Annotated in this window: 19 protein-coding genes; 4 read left to right on the top strand and 15 right to left on the bottom strand. The window is 57.1% G+C overall.

Features of this window, described 5'->3' with window-relative positions; all coding sequences use genetic code 11:
- Positions 1–67 precede the first annotated feature (67 nt).
- Positions 68–922 (top strand): hypothetical protein, encoded by an 855-nt coding sequence (locus THINI_RS25390; protein WP_002710215.1) that lies wholly within the window; start codon positions 68–70, stop codon positions 920–922.
- On the opposite strand, the gene THINI_RS19385 is transcribed toward THINI_RS25390, so the two are convergent.
- A complete protein-coding gene (locus THINI_RS19385) occupies positions 860–3,628 on the bottom strand; it encodes a 2-oxoglutarate dehydrogenase E1 component (protein WP_002710214.1) in 2,769 nt (922 codons plus the stop codon). The two genes, THINI_RS25390 and THINI_RS19385, sit on opposite strands and share 63 nt — an antisense overlap.
- Before the next feature lie 168 nt (positions 3,629–3,796).
- On the opposite strand from THINI_RS19385, the gene THINI_RS19380 reads away from it, so the two are divergent.
- Positions 3,797–4,033, top strand: a complete 237-nt coding sequence (locus tag THINI_RS19380) for a hypothetical protein (protein WP_040839613.1) — start codon at positions 3,797–3,799, stop codon at positions 4,031–4,033.
- Between the two features lie 79 nt (positions 4,034–4,112).
- Here the strand turns inward: THINI_RS19380 and THINI_RS19375 are convergent, their stop codons facing one another.
- Both THINI_RS19375 and THINI_RS19370 read right to left on the bottom strand, forming a co-directional pair.
- On the bottom strand, positions 4,113–4,439 hold the full coding sequence (locus THINI_RS19375) for a hypothetical protein (protein ID WP_154724460.1): 327 nt from the start codon (positions 4,437–4,439) through the stop codon (positions 4,113–4,115).
- Positions 4,436–4,786 carry a hypothetical protein gene (locus tag THINI_RS19370; RefSeq protein WP_154724459.1) on the bottom strand — a complete coding sequence of 117 codons (351 nt, stop codon included), beginning with the start codon at positions 4,784–4,786 and terminating at the stop codon, positions 4,436–4,438. The genes THINI_RS19375 and THINI_RS19370 overlap by 4 nt, the downstream gene beginning before the upstream one ends.
- A 257-nt stretch (positions 4,787–5,043) precedes the next feature.
- Between THINI_RS19370 and THINI_RS19365 the strand changes: the two genes are divergently transcribed.
- A complete protein-coding gene (locus THINI_RS19365) occupies positions 5,044–5,730 on the top strand; it encodes a response regulator transcription factor (RefSeq protein ID WP_002710211.1) in 687 nt (228 codons plus the stop codon).
- Between the two features lie 3 nt (positions 5,731–5,733).
- Positions 5,734–7,095: an ATP-binding protein gene (locus THINI_RS19360; protein ID WP_002710210.1), complete on the top strand. Its 1,362-nt coding sequence runs from the start codon at positions 5,734–5,736 to the stop codon at positions 7,093–7,095.
- A gap of 39 nt (positions 7,096–7,134) precedes the next feature.
- On the opposite strand, the gene THINI_RS19355 is transcribed toward THINI_RS19360, so the two are convergent.
- From THINI_RS19355 to THINI_RS19300, 12 genes are all read right to left on the bottom strand, one after another.
- Positions 7,135–8,277 carry a cytochrome-c peroxidase gene (locus tag THINI_RS19355; protein WP_002710209.1) on the bottom strand — a complete coding sequence of 381 codons (1,143 nt, stop codon included), beginning with the start codon at positions 8,275–8,277 and terminating at the stop codon, positions 7,135–7,137.
- Positions 8,278–8,513: 236 nt separating this feature from the next.
- Positions 8,514–11,030 carry a hypothetical protein gene (locus THINI_RS19350; protein WP_002710208.1) on the bottom strand — a complete coding sequence of 839 codons (2,517 nt, stop codon included), beginning with the start codon at positions 11,028–11,030 and terminating at the stop codon, positions 8,514–8,516.
- 113 nt (positions 11,031–11,143) lie between these two features.
- Complete coding sequence (locus THINI_RS23785; protein WP_002710206.1) at positions 11,144–12,244, bottom strand: OmpA family protein; 1,101 nt, start codon at positions 12,242–12,244, stop codon at positions 11,144–11,146.
- A gap of 155 nt (positions 12,245–12,399) precedes the next feature.
- Positions 12,400–13,527, bottom strand: a complete 1,128-nt coding sequence (locus THINI_RS19340) for a glucose-6-phosphate dehydrogenase assembly protein OpcA (protein WP_002710205.1) — start codon at positions 13,525–13,527, stop codon at positions 12,400–12,402.
- Positions 13,524–15,068 carry a glucose-6-phosphate dehydrogenase gene (gene zwf / locus THINI_RS19335; protein ID WP_002710204.1) on the bottom strand — a complete coding sequence of 515 codons (1,545 nt, stop codon included), beginning with the start codon at positions 15,066–15,068 and terminating at the stop codon, positions 13,524–13,526. Before zwf ends, THINI_RS19340 begins: the two co-directional genes overlap by 4 nt.
- A 28-nt stretch (positions 15,069–15,096) precedes the next feature.
- Entirely contained in the window at positions 15,097–15,741 is a 645-nt protein-coding gene (locus THINI_RS19330) for a bifunctional 4-hydroxy-2-oxoglutarate aldolase/2-dehydro-3-deoxy-phosphogluconate aldolase (protein ID WP_002710203.1), read from the bottom strand.
- On the bottom strand, positions 15,738–17,612 hold the full coding sequence (edd, locus tag THINI_RS19325) for a phosphogluconate dehydratase (protein ID WP_002710202.1): 1,875 nt from the start codon (positions 17,610–17,612) through the stop codon (positions 15,738–15,740). Before edd ends, THINI_RS19330 begins: the two co-directional genes overlap by 4 nt.
- Positions 17,613–17,818: 206 nt before the next feature.
- Positions 17,819–19,072, bottom strand: a complete 1,254-nt coding sequence (locus tag THINI_RS19320; RefSeq protein ID WP_002710201.1) for a D-amino acid dehydrogenase — start codon at positions 19,070–19,072, stop codon at positions 17,819–17,821.
- 8 nt (positions 19,073–19,080) lie between these two features.
- Entirely contained in the window at positions 19,081–20,868 is a 1,788-nt protein-coding gene (locus THINI_RS19315) for a SagB/ThcOx family dehydrogenase (RefSeq protein WP_002710200.1), read from the bottom strand.
- A 3-nt stretch (positions 20,869–20,871) separates the two neighbouring features.
- Positions 20,872–21,282 carry a Grx4 family monothiol glutaredoxin gene (gene grxD / locus THINI_RS19310; protein ID WP_002710199.1) on the bottom strand — a complete coding sequence of 137 codons (411 nt, stop codon included), beginning with the start codon at positions 21,280–21,282 and terminating at the stop codon, positions 20,872–20,874.
- The gene (locus tag THINI_RS19305) at positions 21,279–21,698 is read right to left on the bottom strand and encodes a bacteriohemerythrin (protein ID WP_002710198.1); all 420 of its coding nucleotides are present in this window, start codon (positions 21,696–21,698) and stop codon (positions 21,279–21,281) included. Before THINI_RS19305 ends, grxD begins: the two co-directional genes overlap by 4 nt.
- On the bottom strand, positions 21,698–22,258 hold the full coding sequence (locus THINI_RS19300) for a hypothetical protein (protein ID WP_002710197.1): 561 nt from the start codon (positions 22,256–22,258) through the stop codon (positions 21,698–21,700). Before THINI_RS19300 ends, THINI_RS19305 begins: the two co-directional genes overlap by 1 nt.
- Positions 22,259–22,443 lie beyond the last annotated feature (185 nt).

The following is a 22,443-nucleotide window of genomic DNA, read 5'->3' as shown; positions in this document are numbered from 1 at the left end:
AAAAGCCCCGCAATGCGGGGCTTTTTACCATCAGCGCAATCTAAAACTGACGAAAATACCCCACGTAATGCTGCTGACCATAGTCATCCTGTTAACCCTGCTGACACAGGTCGGCGGGTTGCTATGGTTGCTGAGCCTGAGGTTGGCGAACCTGACCCGCCCCCCTTCACGTTGGCTGCGCAGGCTGTCGGGGTTGGCTGTATTCCTGCTGTTGTATGCTGTAAGCGTGGCAGTGGTTGTGCCAGAACTGGCGGCTAAAGGCGGGCGGGTTCCCCTGCCCTGTTTCGCTACTGAGGATACGCCGTTGGAACCAGCCAACCTGGGTTACTGCCTGCTAATGCGCAATTACGTCAAACCCACAATCAAAACCCATCTGACGGACGTTGCCCGTCAATTCCAGCAAACCTACCCGGATACAACGGTGCGGTATCTGGATGCAGGCTTTCCGTTTCTGGATGGCTTTCCGTTACTGCCCCACCTCAGCCACACGGATGGCGGCAAGGTTGACCTGGCTTATTTCTACCAGCGCAAAGCAACGGGCGAGCCGGTAGATTTTTCGCCTGCATGGCTGGGTTACTGGTTTTACGAGCAACCATCTTCACCCAAGGAACAGGCTTGCCCAGGCAAGCCGGCTGGCTGCGCTGGAATTTTGACTGGCTACAATCCCGTTATGCGGCTTATGCGCTGGACGTTGCACGCACCCGCCTGCTGTTGCAATTACTGGCGGTGGATGCGCAAAAAATCCTGCTGGAACCGTATCTGCAAAAGAAGCTGGGCGTGCAGGCGGCCAATATCCGCTTTCAGGGCTGTCATGCCGCACGGCATGACGACCACATCCACGCGCAGTGGTGAAAGCTTGTTACGTTTCCAGCCCCAACGCTTCCCTGACCAGTGCCTGTTGCTGGTGTTGGTGCATGTATAGCGAACCTACTGCCGGGGCAGCCATCGCCGGGCGGCTAACGCACACGACTTCGGTGTAATCATACGCTTCGAAACGGTGCTTGATGCCGTTCCACGCCCCCTGGTTGACTGGCTCTTCCTGGCACCAGATAGCGGCTTCAACATTGGGGTAATACTCCATCACATCGACCAGTTCCTGTGACGGGAACGGGTATAGCTGCTCCAGGCGGATAATGGCGGTGTCGGTGATGGCGTTCTTGCGGCGTTCTTCCAGCAGGTCGTAGTAAACCTTGCCGCTGCACATGATCACGCGCTTGACATGTTCCTTGGCGTCCACGTCAGTAATGTCCACATCGTCCAGCACCACTTCAAATTTGCCGTTGATGAACTCTTCCAGTTCACTAATCGCCAACGGGTGGCGCAGCAGGCTTTTCGGCGTGAACACCACCAGCGGCTTGCGGTACTTGCGGATCATCTGCCGCCGTAGCATATGGAACACCTGAGCAGGCGTGGATGGGATACAGATGTGCATGTTTTCCTGTGCCGCCAGTTGCACGAAGCGCTCCAGCCGTGCGGAAGAGTGTTCCGGCCCTTGGCCTTCCAGCCCGTGCGGCAGGAACATCACCAGCCCGCACAGGCGCTGCCATTTCTGCTCGCCGGAACTGATGAACTGGTCGATTACCACCTGCGCGCCATTCACGAAGTCGCCGAATTGTGCCTCCCAGATCACCAGCGTTTCCGGCTCGGCGGTGGCATAGCCGTATTCAAACGCCAGCACTGCCTCTTCCGACAGCACTGAGTCGATCACGGTGAATTTGGCCTGGAAATCGGCGGTATGCTGGAGCGGAACCCATTGCTCACGGCGTTTCTGGTGGTGCAGTACGGAATGGCGGTGCGAGAACGTACCACGCCCGCAATCCTGCCCCGACAGGCGCACGTCGAAACCATCCTCCAGCAAGGTGGCGTAAGCCAGCGTCTCGCCAAAACCCCAGTCAGCGGGCTGTCCACCCCGCCCCATGGCGGCACGCGCCTCCAACACCTTGAGTACGCGCGGATGCACCACGAAGTCCTGCGGAATCTTGCTGACCCAGCGTTCCGTCAATGCATGGATACGCTCGGCGGAACAGGTAGTATCAATCTCCTGACGCCACGGCTGGCCGACGTAGAGTTTCCAGTGGGTCAGCAATTCCAGTGGCAGACCGGTACGGGTCTGGCTGTTGCAGCAGGTAATGCCGCCATTGGCCAGTTTGGTGCGGTAAGCATCCACTAACCCCTTAGCACCACCCGCGCTGACCACACCTTCCTCCGCCAGTTTCAGCGCGTATTTGGCGCGGGTAGTCGGCAGGCTGCGGATAATGTCGTACATCACTGGCTGGGTCATGGTCGGCTCGTCAGCCTCGTTATGCCCCAGACGACGGTAGCAAACCAGATCAAGCACCACGTCTTTCTGGAACACCTGACGGTATTCCAGCGCCACCTGCGCGGCGTAAACCACCGCTTCCGGGTCGTCGCCGTTGACGTGGAAAATGGGCGCATTGATCATTTTCGCCACATCGGTCGGGTAATAGGTGGAGCGGCTATCGGAAACCGTGCTGGTGGTAAAGCCGACCTGGTTGTTGATGACGATGTGGATGGTGCCACGGGTACGGTAGCCGCGCGTCTGCGCCATGTTGAACGTTTCCATCACCACGCCCTGCCCCGCAAACGCAGCATCACCGTGGATGGAAATGCCCAAAACTTGATCGCCGTCCTTGTCCTGGCGGCGATCCTGACGGGCGCGCACGGAACCTTCCATCACCGGGCTGACAATTTCCAGATGCGAAGGGTTGAAGGCCAACACCAGATGCACCGGGCCGCCGGGCGTGCTGATATCGCCGGAATAGCCCTTGTGGTATTTCACATCGCCAGTGTAACTTTCGTCGATCTTGCCCTCAAATTCATGGAACAGATCCCCGGCGGGCTTGCACAGCACATTGGTCAGCACGTTGAGACGGCCACGGTGCGCCATGCCGATGACGATTTCCTGCAAACCTTGCTGACCACCTTCGTGGATCAGGGTTTGCAGCAGCGGTATCAGGCTTTCGCCGCCTTCCAGGCCGAAACGCTTCTGGCCAACATAGCGGCGGTGCAGGTATTGCTCGAAACCTTCCGCCGCTGTCAGGTTTTCCAGGATCTTGCGGCGCTGCGGATGGGAAAGTTTGGGTTTGCCCAAATCCGACTCAATACGTTTCTGTAGCCAGCGCTTTTCCTGGATATCGAGGATATGCATGTACTCGAAACCGATGGCGCGCACATAGGTTTCGCGCAGAGCCTGAAGGATATTACCCAGAGTTGGCTGACCCGCGATATTGAAAGAACCGGGGTCAAACAGCGTATCCAGCGGTATGTTTGCCAGCTCGTGATGTTCCAGTGTCAGTTGCGGCACGCTGGTCTTGTAGGCGTAGTCGCCCAGCGGGTTAGTATCGGCTTCAAAATGGCCGAGGTAACGGTAGGCATTGATCAGACGGGAAACACGCAACTGTTCGCTGCGGTGTTCCATCACTTTGCCATTACGGCTACCCATGGCAGCCATGCCGGTGACGGGGCTGCTATCCAGCCGCTGAAAATATGCCTGCCATTGTGGCTCTATGCTGTTGGGATCTTGCTGGTACTGGCTGTAAAGTTGTTCGAGGAAGACTGCGTGGTCGCCGTCGAGGAAAGATTCATCCATACCCTGTTGGTTGCTCATGCGTATTGTTCTCCAGCCTGTTGGGGATTATGTTGCCCAACCGCAGTGCCTTGATGCTCGTTATCCGTTTGATGGCTGCATTATAGACTAGCGCGGGGAGATTGGTAGCATCTGTAAAACCCTGCGCTATACTGGCTTTAATCAATAGCCAAGCAATACTGCCCAGTGATGAAAAAACTGCCGATCGGAATCCGCTCCCTGCGACCGATTGTTCAGGACAACGTTGATCAAGGGGCAGGATGCCACTGGTTTGAAACCGCAACACCGTGGTTTCTGGTGGAGTGGAAGGGACGAAAAGCGACGGCAGCGCGCTACGGCAAATCCGCGAAAAGGATTATGCCGCGCCATATTGGGATTAGCAGCACCAAATTTTACTGGTGGGAATGGAATTTAATGAGCAGGTAAGAAATTTGGTGGGGTTTGAGTGGATATTGGAAGCCACATAAGCGCGTTAGACATTATTTGATCATATTGCCCAATATATTTACCACCCTACACATAACCGCTGGTTTGTCCGAATATTTTCATCAGTCACTGGCAAACCTGACATATACCGCATCTGGCGTAACCACAGATGTTTCTCGATGTTACCGGAATACAGGAGGGCTATCGTCCACTGGGTGTCACCCTGAACAACAAAATACCACTCTCGACATCTTGCTTGCCGGATAGGTTGGGCGGCTGGAGCGGGAGGTTGGTAAGGCACACTACCCAAGGTTACACTGGCAGTCATAACAGGTACTTGCTGCGAGATACCAACCAACCACAACATCAACACTGCGCCAGCCAGAAACATGAAGGCTTTGCTCATGCATCATCTTGAATATCGACAGGAACTTTCGGCTTTAAGCTTTTTTCCAGCTTTTTTTGTGCAACAACGGTATATTTATCTTTTTGATAGGTTGCCGGAAAATCCGCCTTATCATATGCTTGGATGTGAATATGATGCTTGACCCCTTCGACAAAACCTTGCTTCTCACCAGCAATTTGCCCTTGCAGGTAAAGCATAATCGCCAGCCCAAAGATAATCACCCCAATCAAAAGAAAGTCTATATGTTGAATTCCCCACTCTATCAACTGGGGAAGCCAACCTGCTTCCACCGGAGGATCAATTGCCCCAAACCTCAGAAACGCTAACATCATAGCTTGCTCCACCATAAATCCGACCATCCACAATAAAAATCAGACAAAGTGCAGTTGACTTATCCATATTTTAGGCTTTTGTTGTGCCTTATAACAGTTTAAGCATCCAAAAAAGAAAAAAGAAGTTGACAACCATGCCCAGTTATTGCTCACCTACCCCCCTCTCCGTAAACGCAAGTAAACCCATGTAAAGAAATGTAAAACCCTCCACCTTGCCCACCCATTCACCGTATCATCCGGGGTATGTAAAACCCGGAAAAACACCCACCGCCATGAGCAAGCTACTACTGGTCGATGACGACATCGAACTCACCAACATGCTGAAGGAATACCTGGAACAGGAAGGTTTCAGCGTGGACGCCGTGCATGACGGCGACTCGGCAGTACGCGCCGCGCTCAACGGCAGTTACGCACTGGTGGTGCTGGATGTGATGATGCCCGGCATGAGCGGTATCGAAGCCCTCAGCCGCATCCGCACCCATAGCCAGATGCCCGTGCTGATGCTCACTGCCCGTGGCGACGACATCGACCGCATCATCGGCCTGGAACTGGGTGCAGATGATTACGTGCCCAAACCGTGTATGCCACGCGAACTCGCCGCCCGCATCCGTGCCATCCTGCGCCGCGCCAACCCGGAAACCAGCGCCAATAACCGCGACCCCATCCACGCTGGTGAACTGACCCTATGGCCAGAAAAACGGCAGGCATTGCGCCAAGGCCAAACGCTGGAGCTGACCAGTACCGAATTCAACCTGCTGGAAGTGCTCGCCCGCCAGGCAGGCCAGACCGTCAGCAAGGCTGACCTTTCCAGTCACGGTCTCGGGCGCGCGCTCACCCGTTACGACCGCAGCGTCGACGTACACATGAGTAGCCTCCGCCACAAACTCGGCAACCTGCCGGACGGGCGCTCCTGCATACAGACCGTGCGCGGCGTCGGCTACCAACTGATCTGGGAGTAACCCATGGGGCGTTTGTTCTGGAAAATCCTGCTCACCTTCTGGCTGACCCTATTGGCCGCAGGCGTTGTCACCGGCGTTACCGTCTGGATACACCGCAGCAGCTTTCAGGATATGGACAAGGAAGTCGTCATCCGCCCTAGCTCGGTACTGGCGGTCAAGGCAGCCGCCAACACCTTCCTGTATGGCGGCACTGCGGCCATGCGCAACATGTTGCAGGAACAGAAAGATGAAGCCCCCGGCAGCCTGCAAATCTACGCTGTCGATGCCGCAGGCAAGGAACTGCTAGGGCGGGAAGTATCCGCCGATACCCTGCAACGGGTACGCGCCGGGCTGGAAGGTGACCTCAAGCTGCCAATCGTGCGTCAGGTACAGAAAGACAGCGAAAGCTACCTGTTGTTTGCCCCCTTGTCAGGCCAGTTTCCCCAGTTCCAGCAAGCAGGCAACCGTCTGCCACCGCCACACCACTTACGGCCAGAATCGCTAATCTTCTCCGGCATTATTGTGAGCTTTATCTCCAGCTTCCTGCTGGCGTGGTATTTTTCCAAACCGGTAGGGGTATTACGTGCAGCCTTCGGCGCGGTTGCCAAAGGCGACCTGAGTCGGCGTGTCAGCCCGGCCATCGGTTCTCGGCGTGATGAAATTGCTGACCTCGGGCTGGCTTTCGACGATATGGCCACGCAGATACAGAACCTGATGGCCTCGCAACGCCGCCTGCTGCATGACGTTTCGCACGAACTGCGCTCCCCGCTGGCGCGTTTGCAGGTCAGTATCGGCCTCGCCCGCCAGCAACCGGAAAAGATAGCCAGCAGCCTTGAGCGCATTGAGCATGAAGCCGAACGGCTGGATACTTTGGTCGGCGAAGTGCTAACCCTTTCCCGCCTGGAATCCGGCGTACCGCAACCCAAAGACGAATATATCGACATTCTGGAACTGGTAGACGCGGTGATTGATGACGCCCGCTTTGAGGCCAGCGCCTTGTCGCGGCAAGTGTCATTCCAGTCCGACCTGGAAGAATCCCTGCTCATCCAGGGGCATGGCGAGCTGCTTTACCGGGCGTTGGAAAATGTGGTGCGCAACGCCATCCACCACACCCCACCAGACACCACGGTGACGGTCGCCATCCATCAAAACGGCAACAGCTTGCACATGACGGTAGATGACCAAGGCAGTGGCGTACCGGAAACGGAATTGGAGAGCATTTTTGAGCCATTCCAGCGCAGCAGCACGGGTAGCCCCGCCCGCAACGGGTATGGTTTGGGGCTGGCGATTGCCCGCCGCGCCATTGAAAGCCACGGCGGCAGCATCCGCGCTACCAACAGGCCGGGGCAAGGTTTACGCATCAGTATCGCCCTCCCCTTCCCGTAAAAACGATCCGGGAAAGGGCGATAGCCTCACTGTGCAGGATCAGGACTGTTTGCCGTCAGTCTTGGCCGCAGCGTCTTTCTGCTTGGCTTTTTCCATATCAGCCTTGTTGAAAGGCTCTGGCACTGGCGTATCGTTGGTGGAAGGCGGCAGGATAGGCAGCTGTAGCTCAGGCTGCTTGCCGGTCAGGGTCTTCAGGAAAGCCACGATGTCGGCAGTTTCCGCATCGGTAAACTTCTTGCCCAACTGGAGTTGCCCCATGGTGGTAACAGCCTGTTCCAGCGTCTTGGCAGCCCCATCATGGAAGTAGGGATAGGTCATTTCCACGTTACGTAGCGTTGGCACTTTGAACTTGAAACGGTCTTCATCCTTCTTGGTCAGACCGGCCATCCCTTCGGCCTTGCTATCGGTCTTGTAGGGTTCCACCACACCCATTTTCTGGAAGCTGTTGCCGCCAACTGCCGGGCCATTGTGACAAGCCACGCAACCGCTTTCCTTGAATAGCTTGTAACCAGCCAGTTCGTTATCGGCCAGCGCCTTGCTGTCACCCTTGAGCCATTGGTCAAATTTGGAATCTGGCGTCACCAAAGTTTCTTCAAACGCGGCAATGGCATCGGTCACCATGCCGATATCCATTTCATCCTTGCCAAATACGCTCTTGAACTCATCCTTGTATTGGGGGATGGATTGCAGCACATCGAGCGCCAGCTCATGCGTGAACGCCATTTCGCCGGGGTTGGCAATCGGGCCTCCTGCCTGCTCTTTCAGGTCTTTGGCGCGGCCATCCCAGAATTGCGCCACGTTCATACTGGAGTTCAGCACGGTCGGAGCGTTGATGGGGCCTTGTTGCCAGTGATCGCCAATGGAGGTCGGCAGGTTGTCAGTACCGCCCATACTCAGGTTATGGCAGGAGTTGCAGGAAATGAAACCGGATTTGGAAAGGCGTGGGTCAAAATACAGCTTTTTACCCAGCTCAACCATGGCAGGGTCTTTGACTTCAGCAGCCTCAATCGGCTTGATCGGTTCATCTTTGGCAGCAACCACATCAGCAGGCTTGTCAGCATCTTTCGCGGCAGTGGCAGATTCTTCAATCTTGGCCAGCTCTGTTTTTGCTGCATCTTCCGCCCAGACCGCAGAGCCTAGGCCCAGCGTCAGCAGCGACACCATCAGGATTTGTGTTTTCATGACTATCTCCTACTTTTTTATTTAGGGTAAATTGTTTCGAGCAATCATGTTACGCCTGAGCCACTGCACCAACTTGATGCAGGTCAAGATTTTTCACGCCCTACGATAGGGTTTTTCGCTTATCATAATCGGTTTTTTAGAATACTAAACCAAAGACATTATAATTTTTGATATTTCGCAAATTAATGGGGAGACTGATTTCCCCTCTAAAATGTGGAGGGGAAATCACAACGACTTTAACCGGTTACACGGATAAAATGATGGTTGTCTTCGTGGTCACGACACACTACGACATTAGGGTAATGGAAAAGGACAGCGCAACCCGGCTCTATGCTACTGACATCACCGCCAACCGCGACAAAACCGGCATGAGGGACACCGCAATGGCTTATACCCAGTTTGTCGTACTGCGCGGGATGCAAGGTGAGTGACTCGTATTCATCAAGAGCCGAGCAGTCATAATCACTGCTGACCGCATCCCATAACTTGCTGACCGCGCGGGGATTACGTCCTTGGTATTCATATTTGATCCGCCGTACCAAAGCTAACAACCAATCAGCATCATCATCGTCTTCCTCACTTTTCCCGGCATCCGTACCTGCACCCCAGCCGCTAGCAGGCAAAGCCGCAGTGTGGTCAGGTGGGTCAATAATCGGTTTGTGTGGGTCAATACCGCTGAAATCCATGGCGGAAGCGGCCTTGGCTGCCAGACCTGCACCCGCTGCAACGACCGCCCCCTTGGCCATGTCCAGTAAGCTGCCACCGTCATCCGTGCTGGCTTCTGGCAGAGATTCTGGCAGACTGGCTTTGACATCAGGCAAATCCAATCCTGCCAGTGCCATGTCAAGGTCAGGCGGGTCAATGATCGGCTTGTGCGGGTCAATGCCGTCCACGCCCATTCCCAAAGATTTCACCGCCATATCTGGCAGATCAAGGTCGAAATCAGGCGGGTCGACTATCGGTTTGTGTGGGTCAACACCGCTGAAATCCATGGCGGAAGCAGCCTTGGCTGCCAGACCTGCACCCGCTGCAACGACTGCCCCCTTGGCCATGTCCAGTAAGCTGCCACCGTCATCCGTGCTGGCTTCTGGCAGAGACGGGGCTTCATCGGCGAACGCTACGCTCGGGATGCTGGCATCTGCTTCCATTGGACTCAGTTCCGGCGCTTGCAGGGAAGGCTGTGGCAGGTCAGCTTCAACTTCCGGCATTTCCACGGATACATCCGGTAAACCTGCCTTAATCCCTGGTATTTCTATGGCGGCTTCTGGCAGACTGGCTTTGACATCAGGCAAATCCAATCCTGCCAGTTCCATGTCAAGGTCAGGCGGATTGACTATCGGCTTGTGCGGGTTAATGCCGTCCACACCCATTCCCAAAGATTTCACCGCCATATCTGGCAGATCAAGGTCGAAATCAGGCGGGTCGACTATCGGTTTGTGTGGGTCAACACCGCTGAAATCCATGGCGGAAGCGGCCTTGGCTACCAGACCTGCACCCGCTGCAACGACTGCCCCCTTGGCCATGTCCAGTAAGCTGCCACCGTCATCCGTGCTGGCTTCTGGCAGAGACGGGGCTTCATCGGCGAACGCTACGCTCGGGATGCTGGCATCTGCTTCCATTGGACTCAGTTCCGGCGCTTGCAGGGAAGGCTGTGGCAGGTCAGCTTCAACTTCCGGCATTTCCACGGATACATCCGGTAAACCTGCCTTAATCCCTGGTATTTCTATGGCGGCTTCTGGCAGACTGGCTTTGACATCAGGCAAATCCAATCCTGCCAGTTCCATGTCAAGGTCAGGCGGGTCAATGATCGGCTTGTGCGGGTCAATGCCGTCCACACCCATTCCCAAAGATTTCACCGCCATATCTGGCAGATCAAGGTCGAAATCAGGCGGGTCGACTATCGGTTTGTGTGGGTCAACACCGCTGAAATCCATGGCGGAAGCGGCCTTGGCTACCAGACCTGCACCCGCTGCAACGACTGCCCCCTTGGCCATGTCCAGTAAGCTGCCACCGTCATCCGTGCTGGCTTCTGGCAGAGACGGGGCTTCATCGGCGAACGCTACGCTCGGGATATTGGCATCCGCGTCCATCGGGTTGAGTTCATGCGCTTGCAGGGAAATGCTTGGCACGTTAACTTCAGCTTCAGACATTTCCAACGATATGTCAGGAACATCGACTTCCGGCATTTCCAGCGATATGTCAGGTACATCAGCCTTAATTTCAGGCATTGTCAGCGAAGCTTCTGGCAGAGCGGTTTCGATATCAGGCAAGCCTAGCTCTGGTAGCTCCAGCTCCATATCAAGATCAGGCGGATTGACTATCGGCTTGTGTGGGTCAATGCCACTCAAGCCCACCATGGCAGGAGCTGACAACCCAACATCTGGCAGCCCTACATCCATACGCGGCGCTTTCAACGAGACGTCTGGCAGGTCTGCATCCATACGTGGCGTTTTCAACGAGACTTCAGGAAACTCGGCCTCCTCCATTTTGGTGCGGGCAACCGCGACTGCACCCGCAGCAGCCGCAGCCACGCCACCCAAGGCGCTAGCGGTAGTGGCCGAAATACCCCTACTCGGCGCGCCAACCCTGCCTGCATCTACTCCAGGCATCGCCGTTGGCCGGTTATAAGTGTAAGCATCAATGTCATCCACCTGATCACGGCAGAACAGCGATTTCAAAAAACGGCTAATCCCATAACCAAGCAGGAAAACTGCTAATAACCACAATAAAGCCTGTATCAAAAACATCGTCATGATTTAGTCCTCGTTCCCTGAGTTTGAAAACCAGCCCATCACCAGGCCAAAGATAAAGGCCAGCAGCAGCCAGAAGAACAGTTGTGAAAATAAATACATCATTTCGCTTCTCCTCATTCCGGGCTGATTTCAAAGTTGATTCTGCGGTTCTGGGAACGGCCTTCCGGAGTATCGTTGGAAGCAACCGGTTTGCTTTCACCATAGCCCACGCTCTTGAGCAATGCGCCATCAATACCCTTGCCAACCAGATAATCCTTGACGGCATCGGCACGCCGCTGGCTCAGCTTCTGGTTGTAAGTGTCATTGCCCACGTTATCGGTATGGCCACTCACTTCAACACCACGGTCTGCAACCACGCCCTTGCAACTGGACATAATACCCGCCAGTGAATCCAGCAAGGCAATGCTACCGCGCTTGATGGCTGCCTTGTTGGTTTCAAACAGGATAGTTTTGCCGCTCATGGCATCATTCAATTGTTGCTGGCAATCCTGTACTGCCTGCTCTTCGGCACTGGGTTCGGAAGCAGAGGCTACCACGGGTTCAGGGGCTGGCTCAGCAGCAGGAACCGCTGACGGCTCTGGCGCTACAGCAAGCTGCTGCCCCTGGGTAGCATCATCCATACCAGTCGGCCCCGGCTCGGTAACTTGATCAGGTGCAATAGCTTGCTCGGGCGCAGTGGCTTGCCCAGGAATAGCGGACTGGTCAGGGAGTGTTAGTGCAACAGGCTGTTCAAGCGCAGCGCCCCCTCCTTGTGCTTCCGGGGATGCTGGATCGGGCGCTGCGGGCACTTCTTGCGCGGCGGCAAGTGCTTCCTGCGTACCTGTACCTGTGTCTAGCGGAGCCTCTAACTGTGGATCAGCATCCGCCGCCAAGCCTGCACTATCCGCCAGTGTTGCGGGAGCCTTGACCTCAATCAGGTTTTGCACATCCCGCACGCCGTCAATACCTTGCACGAGCCGGGCGGCTTCATCCCGCTCTGTCTCCGATGCGGCAACGCCCTGAAGTTGCACATCACGACCGGCCAGTTTGGCTGTGACCCAGCCCATGCCTGCCGCCTTCAAACCAGCTTCACTCCGGCTAGCGAGGTCATTCTCAATCACGCCCTGGCGCGAACTCAACATCAGTAAAAACAGCAAGGGCAAACCCAACAGGGTCAGCAACCACCACCACATCGTGGGCAAACCACCACAACAGCACGAACGCTTTCTCTCCATGACACTTTTCCTTGGGGCTATTGTTGAAATATCCACTAAGGAGTGTAGTCGAATCAGGCGCTTACAAGGTTATAAAAATATGTCAGGCAGCCCTTTCTTTACGATAAACAACACAAAAACCGGAATAACCGGTTGTATATTGAGGTAACTAAAAATCACCCAAGAAGAACGCTGGTCATGCTATTGCCGGTTTCCAGGGCGCGTTCAAACACCCGATCACGCGCACGGTGAGCCATTTGCGCTGACACTAAATCAGCCTGACAGGCGGCAGGCGCATGAAGCAGGCGTACCGGAATATCCGATTCAACTTCGACCACACCGATACGGTCTCCGCCCAGATCGGCGAACACTGCGCGGCGTTCCGCACTACCTTCCCGCCAGCGCCAGTCGATACGCGACGGGCCGGGGGGTGCTTCGACCAGCCGTGTCAGGGTGACAGGTACGCGGCGATTGCCGATGCTGAATTGCCATACGGTCTGTTTACCGGCAACCACCTTGCCGCCTTCGACCCGCCAGCCCAGCAGCGAAGCCAACCAGCCGACCAGCAGTGAACTCATGGCTACGGCATGGGGGCCGTGTTCGATGTGCAGTTTACTGACTGCGGACAGGGCATTCGGCTGCACGGCGGGATCCAGCACCTGGCTAAGCAGGTTGCGCCAGTATTTCAGACGCCGCCAGGCCAGATTATAAATCACATATTCAGCACTTTGCGCCTGCACCCAGCGCGACATCGCCTGCATTCCCTTGGTGGGTGATTGCCAACCAAAGCTGTCGTAAATGATCTGATCAGCCATGGCGGTGAGCGGGTTAAACGTTTCGCCCAGGAAAGGGGCGGGTTCATGGGATGCCCACCACAGGGTAGTCGGCAAGTCACCAACCAGATGGGCGCGCGCTACCGGTGCTAGCCGTTTGCGCGCGCTCGAATCGGCAATCACACGGATCAGTTCGGCGCTGACCTGCAGGCCGCCGGGCAGTTTGCTGTATAGCCCGGAGACAAACACATCCAGCCCCGGTTCGCCGGTATACCCCAACCCCGTCAGCAGGATCACCCGGCAAGGGTGCGCCGAGACGATGCGCGGCAGGGCTTCATTAACCTCAAGGGTCTGGTCATCGTCATCGCAATAAATGATCAGGTTGGACATGCAGGCGCGGGTAACTACCTGCCCCTCGCCCAGCTCTTGCTGCAAGCCAGCCCAAATGGCGTCCAGCTCGCGCGGAATATGGCGGATACGGACGTTTTTTTCCTCGACCCTGCGCAGGCGGTGGCGGGTTTTCTCGTTCATAGCAACCGCCACCTGAAATCGTCGTTTTCGATCATACGTTCGGCTTCGACCGGCCCCCAGGTGCCTGCAGTATATTCCGGTAGCCAACGCACACCGCTGCTGTTCCAGGCATCCAGAATGTTTTCGATAAACATCCAGGAACTTTCCACCGCATCACGGCGCATGAACAGAGTGGCGTCACCCGCCATCACATCCAGCATCAGGCGTTCGTAGGCTTCGGGCGACTGGTCACCAAAGGTGGAGCCGTAGCGGAAGTCCATTTTCACCGGGAAGATGCGCACCTTCGGCCCCGGCAATTTGGTGGAAATGCGCAGCGACAAGCCTTCGTTAGGCTGGATACTCAAAGCCAGCACATTCTGTTCGATCGGATGGCTGGGGTCAGCGTTGAACAGCACTGGCGGCACACCCCGGAAGTGTACCGCGATTTCGCTGGCGCGTTTGGTCATGCGCTTGCCGGTACGGATGTAGAACGGCACGCCCGCCCAACGCCAGTTGTCGATGAATACCTTCAGCGCCACGTAAGTCTCGGTGGTGGAGTCCGGGCCGACGCCTTCCTCGCGGCGATAGCCGGGCACATCGAAGCCGCCGTGGTAGCCCGGCCCGTATTGCGCGCGCACCACATGCTGGTTGACGATCTCCGGGGTGATCGGGCGCAGGCAGTTGAGTACGTTCTGGCGGTGGTCACGGATCACGTCTGCCTTCATTGACCAAGGTGGCTCCATGGCGATCAGGGTCAGCAGCTGCAGGATATGGTTCTGCACCATGTCACGCAGCGCCCCGGCGTGGTCGTAATAGCCAGCGCGCGTACCAACGCCTTCCGCTTCGGCCACGGTAATCTGCACGTGCTCGATGTATTTGCGGTTCCACAGCGGCTCGAAGATGGTATTGCCGAAGCGCATTGCCAGGATGTTCTGCACTGTTTCCTTGCCGAGGTAATGATCGATGCGGTAAATCTGGCTTTCGTCGAGATTGCGCCCCAGCACGTCATTCACCTGCCGCGCGCTTTGTAGGTCGTGGCCGATCGGTTTTTCCACGATTACCCGTGAAAAGTGCTGGGCGTCCTCGACCGGATAGACCAGCCCGGCGTCGTTGAGGTTTTGCACGCAGGTTTCGATCAGGGAAGGCGGAATCGCCAGATAAAACACCCGGTTGCCGGGAATGCCGAAAGTCTGGTCGATTTCTTCCAGCCGCTGCTTGAGCCGCTGGTAGGTTTGCGGGTCGGTGAAGGAACCAGGCTCGTAGTGCAACAGGCGCTCGAAATCCGGCCAGTGTTGCTCATCCAACGGTTGTCGCGAGAAGCTTTCGATGCCTTCACGAGCAAATTGGCGGTAGCCCTGATCGTCCATTTCCTGCAAGGCCAGACCCAGCAGGGCAAAGCTGGCTGGCAGACCCCCATCCAGCGACTGGTTATAGATCGCGGGTATCAGTTTGCGTTTGGAAAGGTCGCCACCACCGCCGAAGATCACCAAGATACAGGGTTGGGCCAGTTGATCCTCTTGCAGACCAGCCAGCAGAGGGTTGGAGACAGGCGTTTCGATCATGGTTTGTCCTCCTGCATGGCGTGGCTGCTCAGGCCGTTGCCTCTGCCGCAAGTTGGGTAATGGCCTGCCAGTCGCCAGCGCGCATCAGTTCCAGCGACGCGACCCAGGAGCCGCCGACACACACCACATTCGGCAGCGCCAGATAGTCACGGAAATCGGTGCTGCTGATCCCGCCGGTGGGGCAGAAGCTCAATTCCGGTAGCGGGCCGCCCAGCGCCTTGAGCATACCCAAGCCACCCGCCTGTTTGGCCGGGAACAGCTTCAGGTAACGGAAGCCATCCTCAAATGCCTGCATGGCTTCGCCGGGAGTAAATATTCCCGGTAGCAAGGGCATGGCCGATTGTTTACTGGCAACGACCAGGGCGGAGGTGAGACCGGGGCTGACAGCGAACTGTGCACCTACGGCTTCGGCTTCAGCAAACTGTTCCGGACGGGTCAAAGTGCCGACGCCGACCACCGCTTCCGGCACTTCGGCGGCGATCATGGCAACGGCCTGCATGGCGACCGGGGTGCGTAGCGTCACTTCCAGCACCCTCAAGCCGCCAGCCACCAGCGCTTTGGCCAGTGGTACAGCATGAGCCAGATCTTCGATTACAATCACTGGCATAACCGGAGCCAGACCGAGAATCTGCGGAAGCGCCATGTTTTCCGTCTGATGGATGGGTGTACTCATGCTTCCACCTGCGTTTTGCTTGCACTGGAGGGGGTGTAATGAATGTCGAACAGGTCACATAGAATGCTCAGCGCACCCTGTTCTGCACCAACGCTGCGCACGCGGAAACCATCGAACAGCTCACGCCCCATGCCCCAATGCGCGTGGCTGATGTCGATGGAATCGGGTGTTCGTGCCGCCCATTCATCAGGATCAATCAACACGTTGAGTTCGCCGGTTTCGCCATCCAGACGGATCAGGTCGCCATCGCGCACGCGCGCTAACGGGCCGTCGCAAACCGCTTCGGGCGTGACATGGATGGCTGCGGGAACCTTGCCGGAAGCGCCCGACATACGCCCGTCCGTCACCAGTGCCACCTTGAAACCGCGCCCTTGCAGGACTGCCAGCGGCGGCGTCAGCTTGTGCAGTTCGGGCATCCCGTTGGCGCGCGGCCCCTGAAAGCGGATGACGGCAATAAAATCGCGTTCCAGTTCGCCACGTTTGAATGCTGCGGCAACTTCGTCCTGATCATTGAACACCAGTGCAGGGGCTTCGACCACGCGATGTTCCGGTTTGACCGCTGAAACCTTGATGACCGCACGCCCCAAATTTCCTTGTAGTAATCGCAGGCCACCCGAAGCCTCGAAAGGCTCATTGGCTGGCCGGAGAATTCCCGTATCACCGCTTTGTTCAGCAGCCGCACGCCATGCCAGCTTGCCTTCATGCAGCCAGGGTTCGCTGGCGTAATCGGCTAGTGTGCCGGTGACGGTCTGCGCATCAGCATGTAACAACCCAGCACCAAGCAACTCGCGGATCAGGTAGGCGCTACCGCCAGCGGCATGGAACTGGTTTACGTCTGCCTTGCCGTTGGGGTAGACCCGCGCCAGCAGCGGCACCACCGCTGACAGGCCGTTGAAATCGTCCCAGTTGATCTGGATACCGGCTGCATGAGCGATCGCTACCAGATGCATGGTGTGGTTGGTCGAACCGCCGGTCGCCAGCAGTGCGACAATGGCGTTCACCATGCTGCGTTCGTCAATCATGCGACCGACCGGGGTGAAATGCTCGCCGAGCGCGGTGTTTTTCAGTGCCTGAAGCGCGGCTGCACGGGTCAGCGCATCACGCAACGGCGTACCCGGATTGACGAAAGCGCTGCCTGGCACATGCAGCCCCATCACTTCCATCAGCATCTGGTTGCTGTTGGCAGTGCCGTAGAAGGTGCAGGTTCCGGCGCTGTGGTAAGAGCGGCTCTCGGCTTCCAGCAGTACATCACGGCCAATCTTGCCCTCGGCAAACAACTGGCGCGTTTTGGCCTTTTCGTCGTTGGACATACCGGAAGTCATCGGCCCAGCCGGGATGAACACGGCAGGCAGATGGCCAAAGCTCAATGCTCCGATCAGCAATCCAGGCACAATCTTGTCGCACACACCGAGGTAGACGGCGGCGTCAAAGCTGTTGTGGGAAAGTGCCACCGCTGTCGCTAGCGCAATCGTGTCACGGCTGAAAAGCGACAGTTCCATGCCTGGCTGACCCTGGGTGACGCCATCGCACATGGCCGGAACGCCACCGGCAAACTGGGCGGTTGCTCCAAGCTCATTGGCCGCCTGTTTGATCAGCGTTGGGTACTCCGCCAGTGGCTGGTGCGCTGAAAGCATGTCGTTGTAAGAGGAAACAATTGCCAGATTGGGCTGGCGCAGGGCACGTAACACCTGCTTGTCGCCCGTTGGTGCGGCGGCGAAAGCATGAGCGAGATTGGTACAGGCCAGCGAACCACGCACCGGGCCGGTGCGGACAGCATGGTCAATGCGCGCCAGATAGGCACGGCGGGAAGACAGGCTGCGGGCGCGGATACGCCCGGTAATCTCTTCGACAGTCTGATGCAGCAAGGCCATAACGCCTCCTCAGTCGTTGTCGTCAGCAGGAGGGCAGACGTTGGGTCTGTCCGTATCTGGGGTGAGGTGCAAATTCCGTGCCTTTTTCAAACCTTCCTCGGGTTGCCGTTCAGCCACTACCCAATGCAGTCATACCTTAAAGCTATCAACACCTGTCTATCAAGAGGCCAAATATTACGGTTGTGGGCCATCATGGCTGTATTTTCTTATCCGTAACGTTCCAACCCCAACCCGTCAATGGCAATGGGCGGGTGTAAACCGGAAATCATGTCCGCCAGCACCCGCCCGCTACCCGCCGCCATTGTCCAGCCCAACGTACCGTGACCGGTGTTGAGAAACAGGTTCATGCAGGACGTCTTGCCAAGTATGGGTGGGCCATCCGGCGTCATCGGGCGTAACCCTGCCCAACCTGCCGCCTGCTCCATGTCGCCACCCTCCGGAAACAAATCTTTCAGCACATGTTTTAGGGTGGCAATGCGTTTGGGCGGTATCTTCAGGTCGAAGCCACTCAGTTCCGCCGTGCCGCCCAGACGGATGCGGTCACCCAAGCGGGTAATGGCAATCTTGTGGGATTCATCCATCACGGTGGACTCGGGAGCCAGTTCCGGGTGTGTTATCGGTACCGTCAGGGAATAGCCTTTGACCGGGTAAACCGGCAGGTGAATATTCAGCGGCTTGAGCAAGCGTGCGGAGTAACTGCCCATTGCCACCACGCAGGCATCCGCGTGCACAATACCGTTGTTGGTGATGACACCTTCCCAACTGTTGTCGATGACCACCAGCTGTTTGACTTCCGTCCCGTAGTGGAAGGTAACACCGAGCGTTTCCGCCTTATCGGCCAAGGCTGAGGTGAACTTGAAACAGTCGCCGGTTTCATCACCCGGCAGATGCAGGCCACCGGTGAATTTGCCCTGCACTTGCTCCAGGCCGGGTTCGTGATCAATGACACCTGCACGATCCAGCAGCGTAAACGGTACGCCCTGCTCCGTGAGCACCTCGGCGTCTTTTGCGCTGTGGTCGAGTTGTTTCTGGGTACGGAATAGCTGCAAGGTACCAAGACTGCGTTCGTCGTAGTGGATCCCGGTTTCGACGCGCAGTTCCCGCAGACAATCGCGGCTGTATTCCGCCAGCCGCACCATGCGCCCCTTGTTGAGCTGGTAGCTTTCGGCAGTGCAGTAACGCCGGAATTCCGCCAACCAGGGCAGCATTCGCCAATCTGCCCAGGGGCGCAGTGCCAGCGGGCTGTGTTTATTCAATAACCACCACAGGGCTTTGCGCGGAATGCCGGGAGCCGCCCACGGTGAGGCGTATCCAGGAGAAACTTCCCCAGCGTTGGCATGGCTGGTTTCCAAACTGACGCCAGCATTACGTTCGAGCACATGCACTTCATGCCCCGCTTTGGCGAGGTAATAAGCGGTACACACGCCGATCACGCCGCCGCCAAGAACCGCCACTTTCATAGCTCCACCTACATGTTGTTGGGCCTCACCTGTTGCGCATCCCACAATTGCTTGAAATGTGAATCCAGCGCGGACAATTCCGCATCCACACTTTCCAGCGCGCGGAAACCTTGCCGGGGTGGCATGGAACCTTCCCCCATGGCTTGTTTGAGTTGTTCACGCCGGGCAAATACGCTGGCAATGCGTGCTTTCAGGGCAGCCAATTCTTCAATTTCGGTCATGGTGGAGCAGTTTCCGTTAAGGTGGAAGCGTTCACTGGACAAATGCGCATAGGGGGGCAAGGTTTCCAGACGGGCGTCGACGATCGGGCTACCAACGGTAAAATGGTAGAGGCTCTGGAATTGCGTCCCCGCCAGCCCCAGCACCTCGTGCACGCTGTCGTCGAAGAAGCAGCCAATGCCGGTGCCACGCACGCCTGCTGCTTCAGCCTCCAGATACAGCACTTGCCCCAGTAGACCAGCCTCCCAATAGAGGTGGCGGTAAACAGACGCACCCTCCGCCAAACCGGCATCGAATTCCGCCAGCATCCCCAATGAAAATGCGCTGGTGGAAGCGATGTCCTGATGGCAGGAAAGCGTGCGTGCGGCCTTGCGGGCATCGGCTTCGAGCAACCAGTAAAGCGGCAGGTCATCCGGGCAGCCTACCGGTTTTTGCCAGTGGAAATCAGGGTTCATGGCGGCCTGTAGTTGTGATTTGGCTTCCTGGTGGCGGGGCAAGGCGTAGAGGCCGGGCGGCAAGCCTTCTACCCGGTGGACGAAGAAGACCGGGTGCAGGCGGGTGGGCAGGTTCCACACATCCCAGGGAGTGCGGTTAGCGTCGGGCAACAGGGCGGCGAGCATTTGCTGGAAAGTAGCTTGTGGCAGGGTGCTGTTTTTGCCGCTGAAGGCTTGGGCGCTGCGGCGTTGCTGGATCAGGGGGATAAGGCGGGGTTGGGGTTCGGGTGCAGGTTGTGAAGAGGGCGTATGCCATACGCCCCTACGGGTATTGGTGGTGGCTTTTGTTACGTCGTCGATGATAGGCCAGTCGGGGTGTGGATAGCCGCCGAGGGCATTGGCTTTGCCGTACCATTCGTGGATCTTGGGCAGGAAGGCGGGGTGTTCCGGCGTGCGGGCGTAGAGGCGTAACAGCATGTCGGGGTGCTCGGTTTCCGCACCATCGAAGTCTGCTGCGCGGTCGAGCCCCAGTAAAGTGGAAATGTCTGCATCCGTTACCGGCAACAGTTCGACTTGCAGGCCGAGGACAGCGGCGGCGTAACGGATGGCACCGAGGGCATGGCCTGCGTCAAGTTGCACGTAGCGGAAAGCGCGTTCGCCGTATTTCCAGGCTTCGCGCCAGGCGATGCTGCTGAGGCCAAGCAAGCACTGTGGGGCGGAAGTGGGGTCAGGCGCAATCTTGCCACGCCGTTCCAACGCGTGTTCGTGCGGGGCGTAGTGGTAGACGCCATCCTGCAAGCCTTCGATGCCGGTAGCGACGATGTAGCCTTCGGTGGGGTGCAGGTTGCCGCTGGAGGGGTTGCAGCGCAGCGCCCAGCGGTCGGGGCCGAACTGTTTCCAAGCGGAGAGGCCGAGGGAGCGTTGCAGCAAAGCTGCGATACCCCCCATCCCCATCCCCTCCCCCGTAAGGGGGGCAGGGAGCGAAGAAGCGTCCCACAACGGTAGTTCCACCACCTCCGTACCTGCAAACCGGCGGAACGGGTTTGGCTGTTGATCCCAGTCCAGATATTGCGGGCCTTTGGCGTAGGCGTCCAGCCGGTGTTTGGTACGTTCGTGGTAGTGACGTGCCGTTTGTGTATCCATGCGCTATCCGGGTAAGGTGAGTTGCACCAAATCGTTGGCTGATTTGGTTTCTTCCCCTGTTGTAGCCGGAACCTTCAGGGTTGGCACAATCCCTGCGTCCACCAGCGCTGATAGCATGGTGGTCAGTTCACCGCTGTTGTACAGCTCTTCCACGATGTCGCTGCCACCAACCAACTCACCACCGATGTAGACCTGCGGGAAGGTGGGGAATTGTGAAAAGCGTGGCAGATATTCGTAAATGAACGGCGCTTTCAGCACATTGACGTAGGCGAATTCCGCCCCGGCCTTTTTCAGGTAGCCGACGGCTTTGCCGGAAAAGCCACATTCTGGTGCGTCAGGCGTGCCTTTCATGTAGATGATGACAGGGTTTTCATCAACCTGTTGCTGGATTTGTTGCAGGGTTTTATTGCTCATGGGGAATCCTCAGACTGGATGGTGTAGCCAGTGGCCTTGATGTGCGCAGCCAGGGCGCTATCCATGGTGACGGCGTGCAGGGCAAACCAGCGCGGCAGTTCCCGCACGTAGGCGCGCGCCATCGGGATCAGGCCGCGTTCCACTTGGCGGGCGAAGCGGGTCATATCACCCAACACGCGCTGGTGGTCGGCGTGATGCTCGGCAATCGCGGGGAAAACGCTGGCCTGCATCCACATTTCTTCGCGCGCGAAATGCTCACGGGTGTGTTCCAACAGTTGCAGGAACAGGCTGTCGAAGCCTATTCCCTTGACGACAGCAAGCTGATTGACGAGATCAGCGAATTCGCGGTGGGTAGTATCCATCACCGTCACGCCCAGCAGGTATTTCGCACCGAAATCGTCAATCAACAAACCCATTACACCGCGCCCCAGGCTTCGCGTTTGGAGTCGGTGCGAGCGGCCAGCGCTTCATCCAGCGAAACGGTGGTGAATTTTGGTTTGAAATCTTTCAATGCTTCATAGGCAGTGACTACCTTGTCTTCGGTGGACTGACCCTTGAGGTCGGATTTTTCCAGGTAGCACAGGTCGAGCAGCTCGTTCCACACCATGCCAGAGGTGATCGGGATCAGGGTGTAGGTGAAGCCTTCAGCCCCCACCACCATGCCTTCCTTGATATTGTCGACGTAGAATACCGGCTTGCAGGTTGCCGCCATGTCGGTAGTAAAGTGGGCGATGTATTCCGGCAATTCGTTCACATCGGCGAAGTTACCGACCACCATCAGCAGCTTGTCATCGGTGGCCAGGATAACCGCTTCCTTGATCATGGCAATGGGCGGGTTGCGCTTGCCTGCCGCCTCGTTCATCTCGCCTTCTTTGACCACCAGGTCACCACGGAATGCGTAAGTGCCGCTTGAGGTTTTGGCGTTGACGGTGGTGAGCCAGATCAGATCTTGGGCTTTGTAGGTATCCAGCAGCATGGGGAAATCTCCGGTTGTGACAAATACCGGAGGCACAGCAGGAAACGTGCCATTCAAGAATTTTCTTTTTACATCAATGATATGAACTGCCTTAATGAGCTGCTTTGCATGGCGGGTTCAGGACGTTTTGTCGTATTCGCGACAGGTGGGCAGACAAGGCCACCCTTCCAGCCGGAAGGGTAGCC

The sequence above is a fragment of the Thiothrix nivea DSM 5205 genome (assembly GCF_000260135.1).
Taxonomy (GTDB): domain Bacteria; phylum Pseudomonadota; class Gammaproteobacteria; order Thiotrichales; family Thiotrichaceae; genus Thiothrix; species Thiothrix nivea.
The sequence above is the reverse complement of the archived record's forward strand: the minus strand, read 5'-3'. Positions and strand labels throughout refer to the sequence as shown.

Coding starts and splice junctions, on each gene's coding strand:
- THINI_RS25390 (WP_002710215.1), top strand. CDS start 68: ATGCTGCTGACCATAGTCATCCTGTTAACCCTGCTGACACAGGTCGGC.
- THINI_RS19385 (WP_002710214.1), bottom strand. CDS start 3,628: ATGAGCAACCAACAGGGTATGGATGAATCTTTCCTCGACGGCGACCAC.
- THINI_RS19380 (WP_040839613.1), top strand. CDS start 3,797: ATGAAAAAACTGCCGATCGGAATCCGCTCCCTGCGACCGATTGTTCAG.
- THINI_RS19375 (WP_154724460.1), bottom strand. CDS start 4,439: ATGAGCAAAGCCTTCATGTTTCTGGCTGGCGCAGTGTTGATGTTGTGG.
- THINI_RS19370 (WP_154724459.1), bottom strand. CDS start 4,786: ATGGTGGAGCAAGCTATGATGTTAGCGTTTCTGAGGTTTGGGGCAATT.
- THINI_RS19365 (WP_002710211.1), top strand. CDS start 5,044: ATGAGCAAGCTACTACTGGTCGATGACGACATCGAACTCACCAACATG.
- THINI_RS19360 (WP_002710210.1), top strand. CDS start 5,734: ATGGGGCGTTTGTTCTGGAAAATCCTGCTCACCTTCTGGCTGACCCTA.
- THINI_RS19355 (WP_002710209.1), bottom strand. CDS start 8,277: ATGAAAACACAAATCCTGATGGTGTCGCTGCTGACGCTGGGCCTAGGC.
- THINI_RS19350 (WP_002710208.1), bottom strand. CDS start 11,030: ATGACGATGTTTTTGATACAGGCTTTATTGTGGTTATTAGCAGTTTTC.
- THINI_RS23785 (WP_002710206.1), bottom strand. CDS start 12,244: ATGGAGAGAAAGCGTTCGTGCTGTTGTGGTGGTTTGCCCACGATGTGG.
- THINI_RS19340 (WP_002710205.1), bottom strand. CDS start 13,527: ATGAACGAGAAAACCCGCCACCGCCTGCGCAGGGTCGAGGAAAAAAAC.
- zwf (WP_002710204.1), bottom strand. CDS start 15,068: ATGATCGAAACGCCTGTCTCCAACCCTCTGCTGGCTGGTCTGCAAGAG.
- THINI_RS19330 (WP_002710203.1), bottom strand. CDS start 15,741: ATGAGTACACCCATCCATCAGACGGAAAACATGGCGCTTCCGCAGATT.
- edd (WP_002710202.1), bottom strand. CDS start 17,612: ATGGCCTTGCTGCATCAGACTGTCGAAGAGATTACCGGGCGTATCCGC.
- THINI_RS19320 (WP_002710201.1), bottom strand. CDS start 19,072: ATGAAAGTGGCGGTTCTTGGCGGCGGCGTGATCGGCGTGTGTACCGCT.
- THINI_RS19315 (WP_002710200.1), bottom strand. CDS start 20,868: ATGGATACACAAACGGCACGTCACTACCACGAACGTACCAAACACCGG.
- grxD (WP_002710199.1), bottom strand. CDS start 21,282: ATGAGCAATAAAACCCTGCAACAAATCCAGCAACAGGTTGATGAAAAC.
- THINI_RS19305 (WP_002710198.1), bottom strand. CDS start 21,698: ATGGGTTTGTTGATTGACGATTTCGGTGCGAAATACCTGCTGGGCGTG.
- THINI_RS19300 (WP_002710197.1), bottom strand. CDS start 22,258: ATGCTGCTGGATACCTACAAAGCCCAAGATCTGATCTGGCTCACCACC.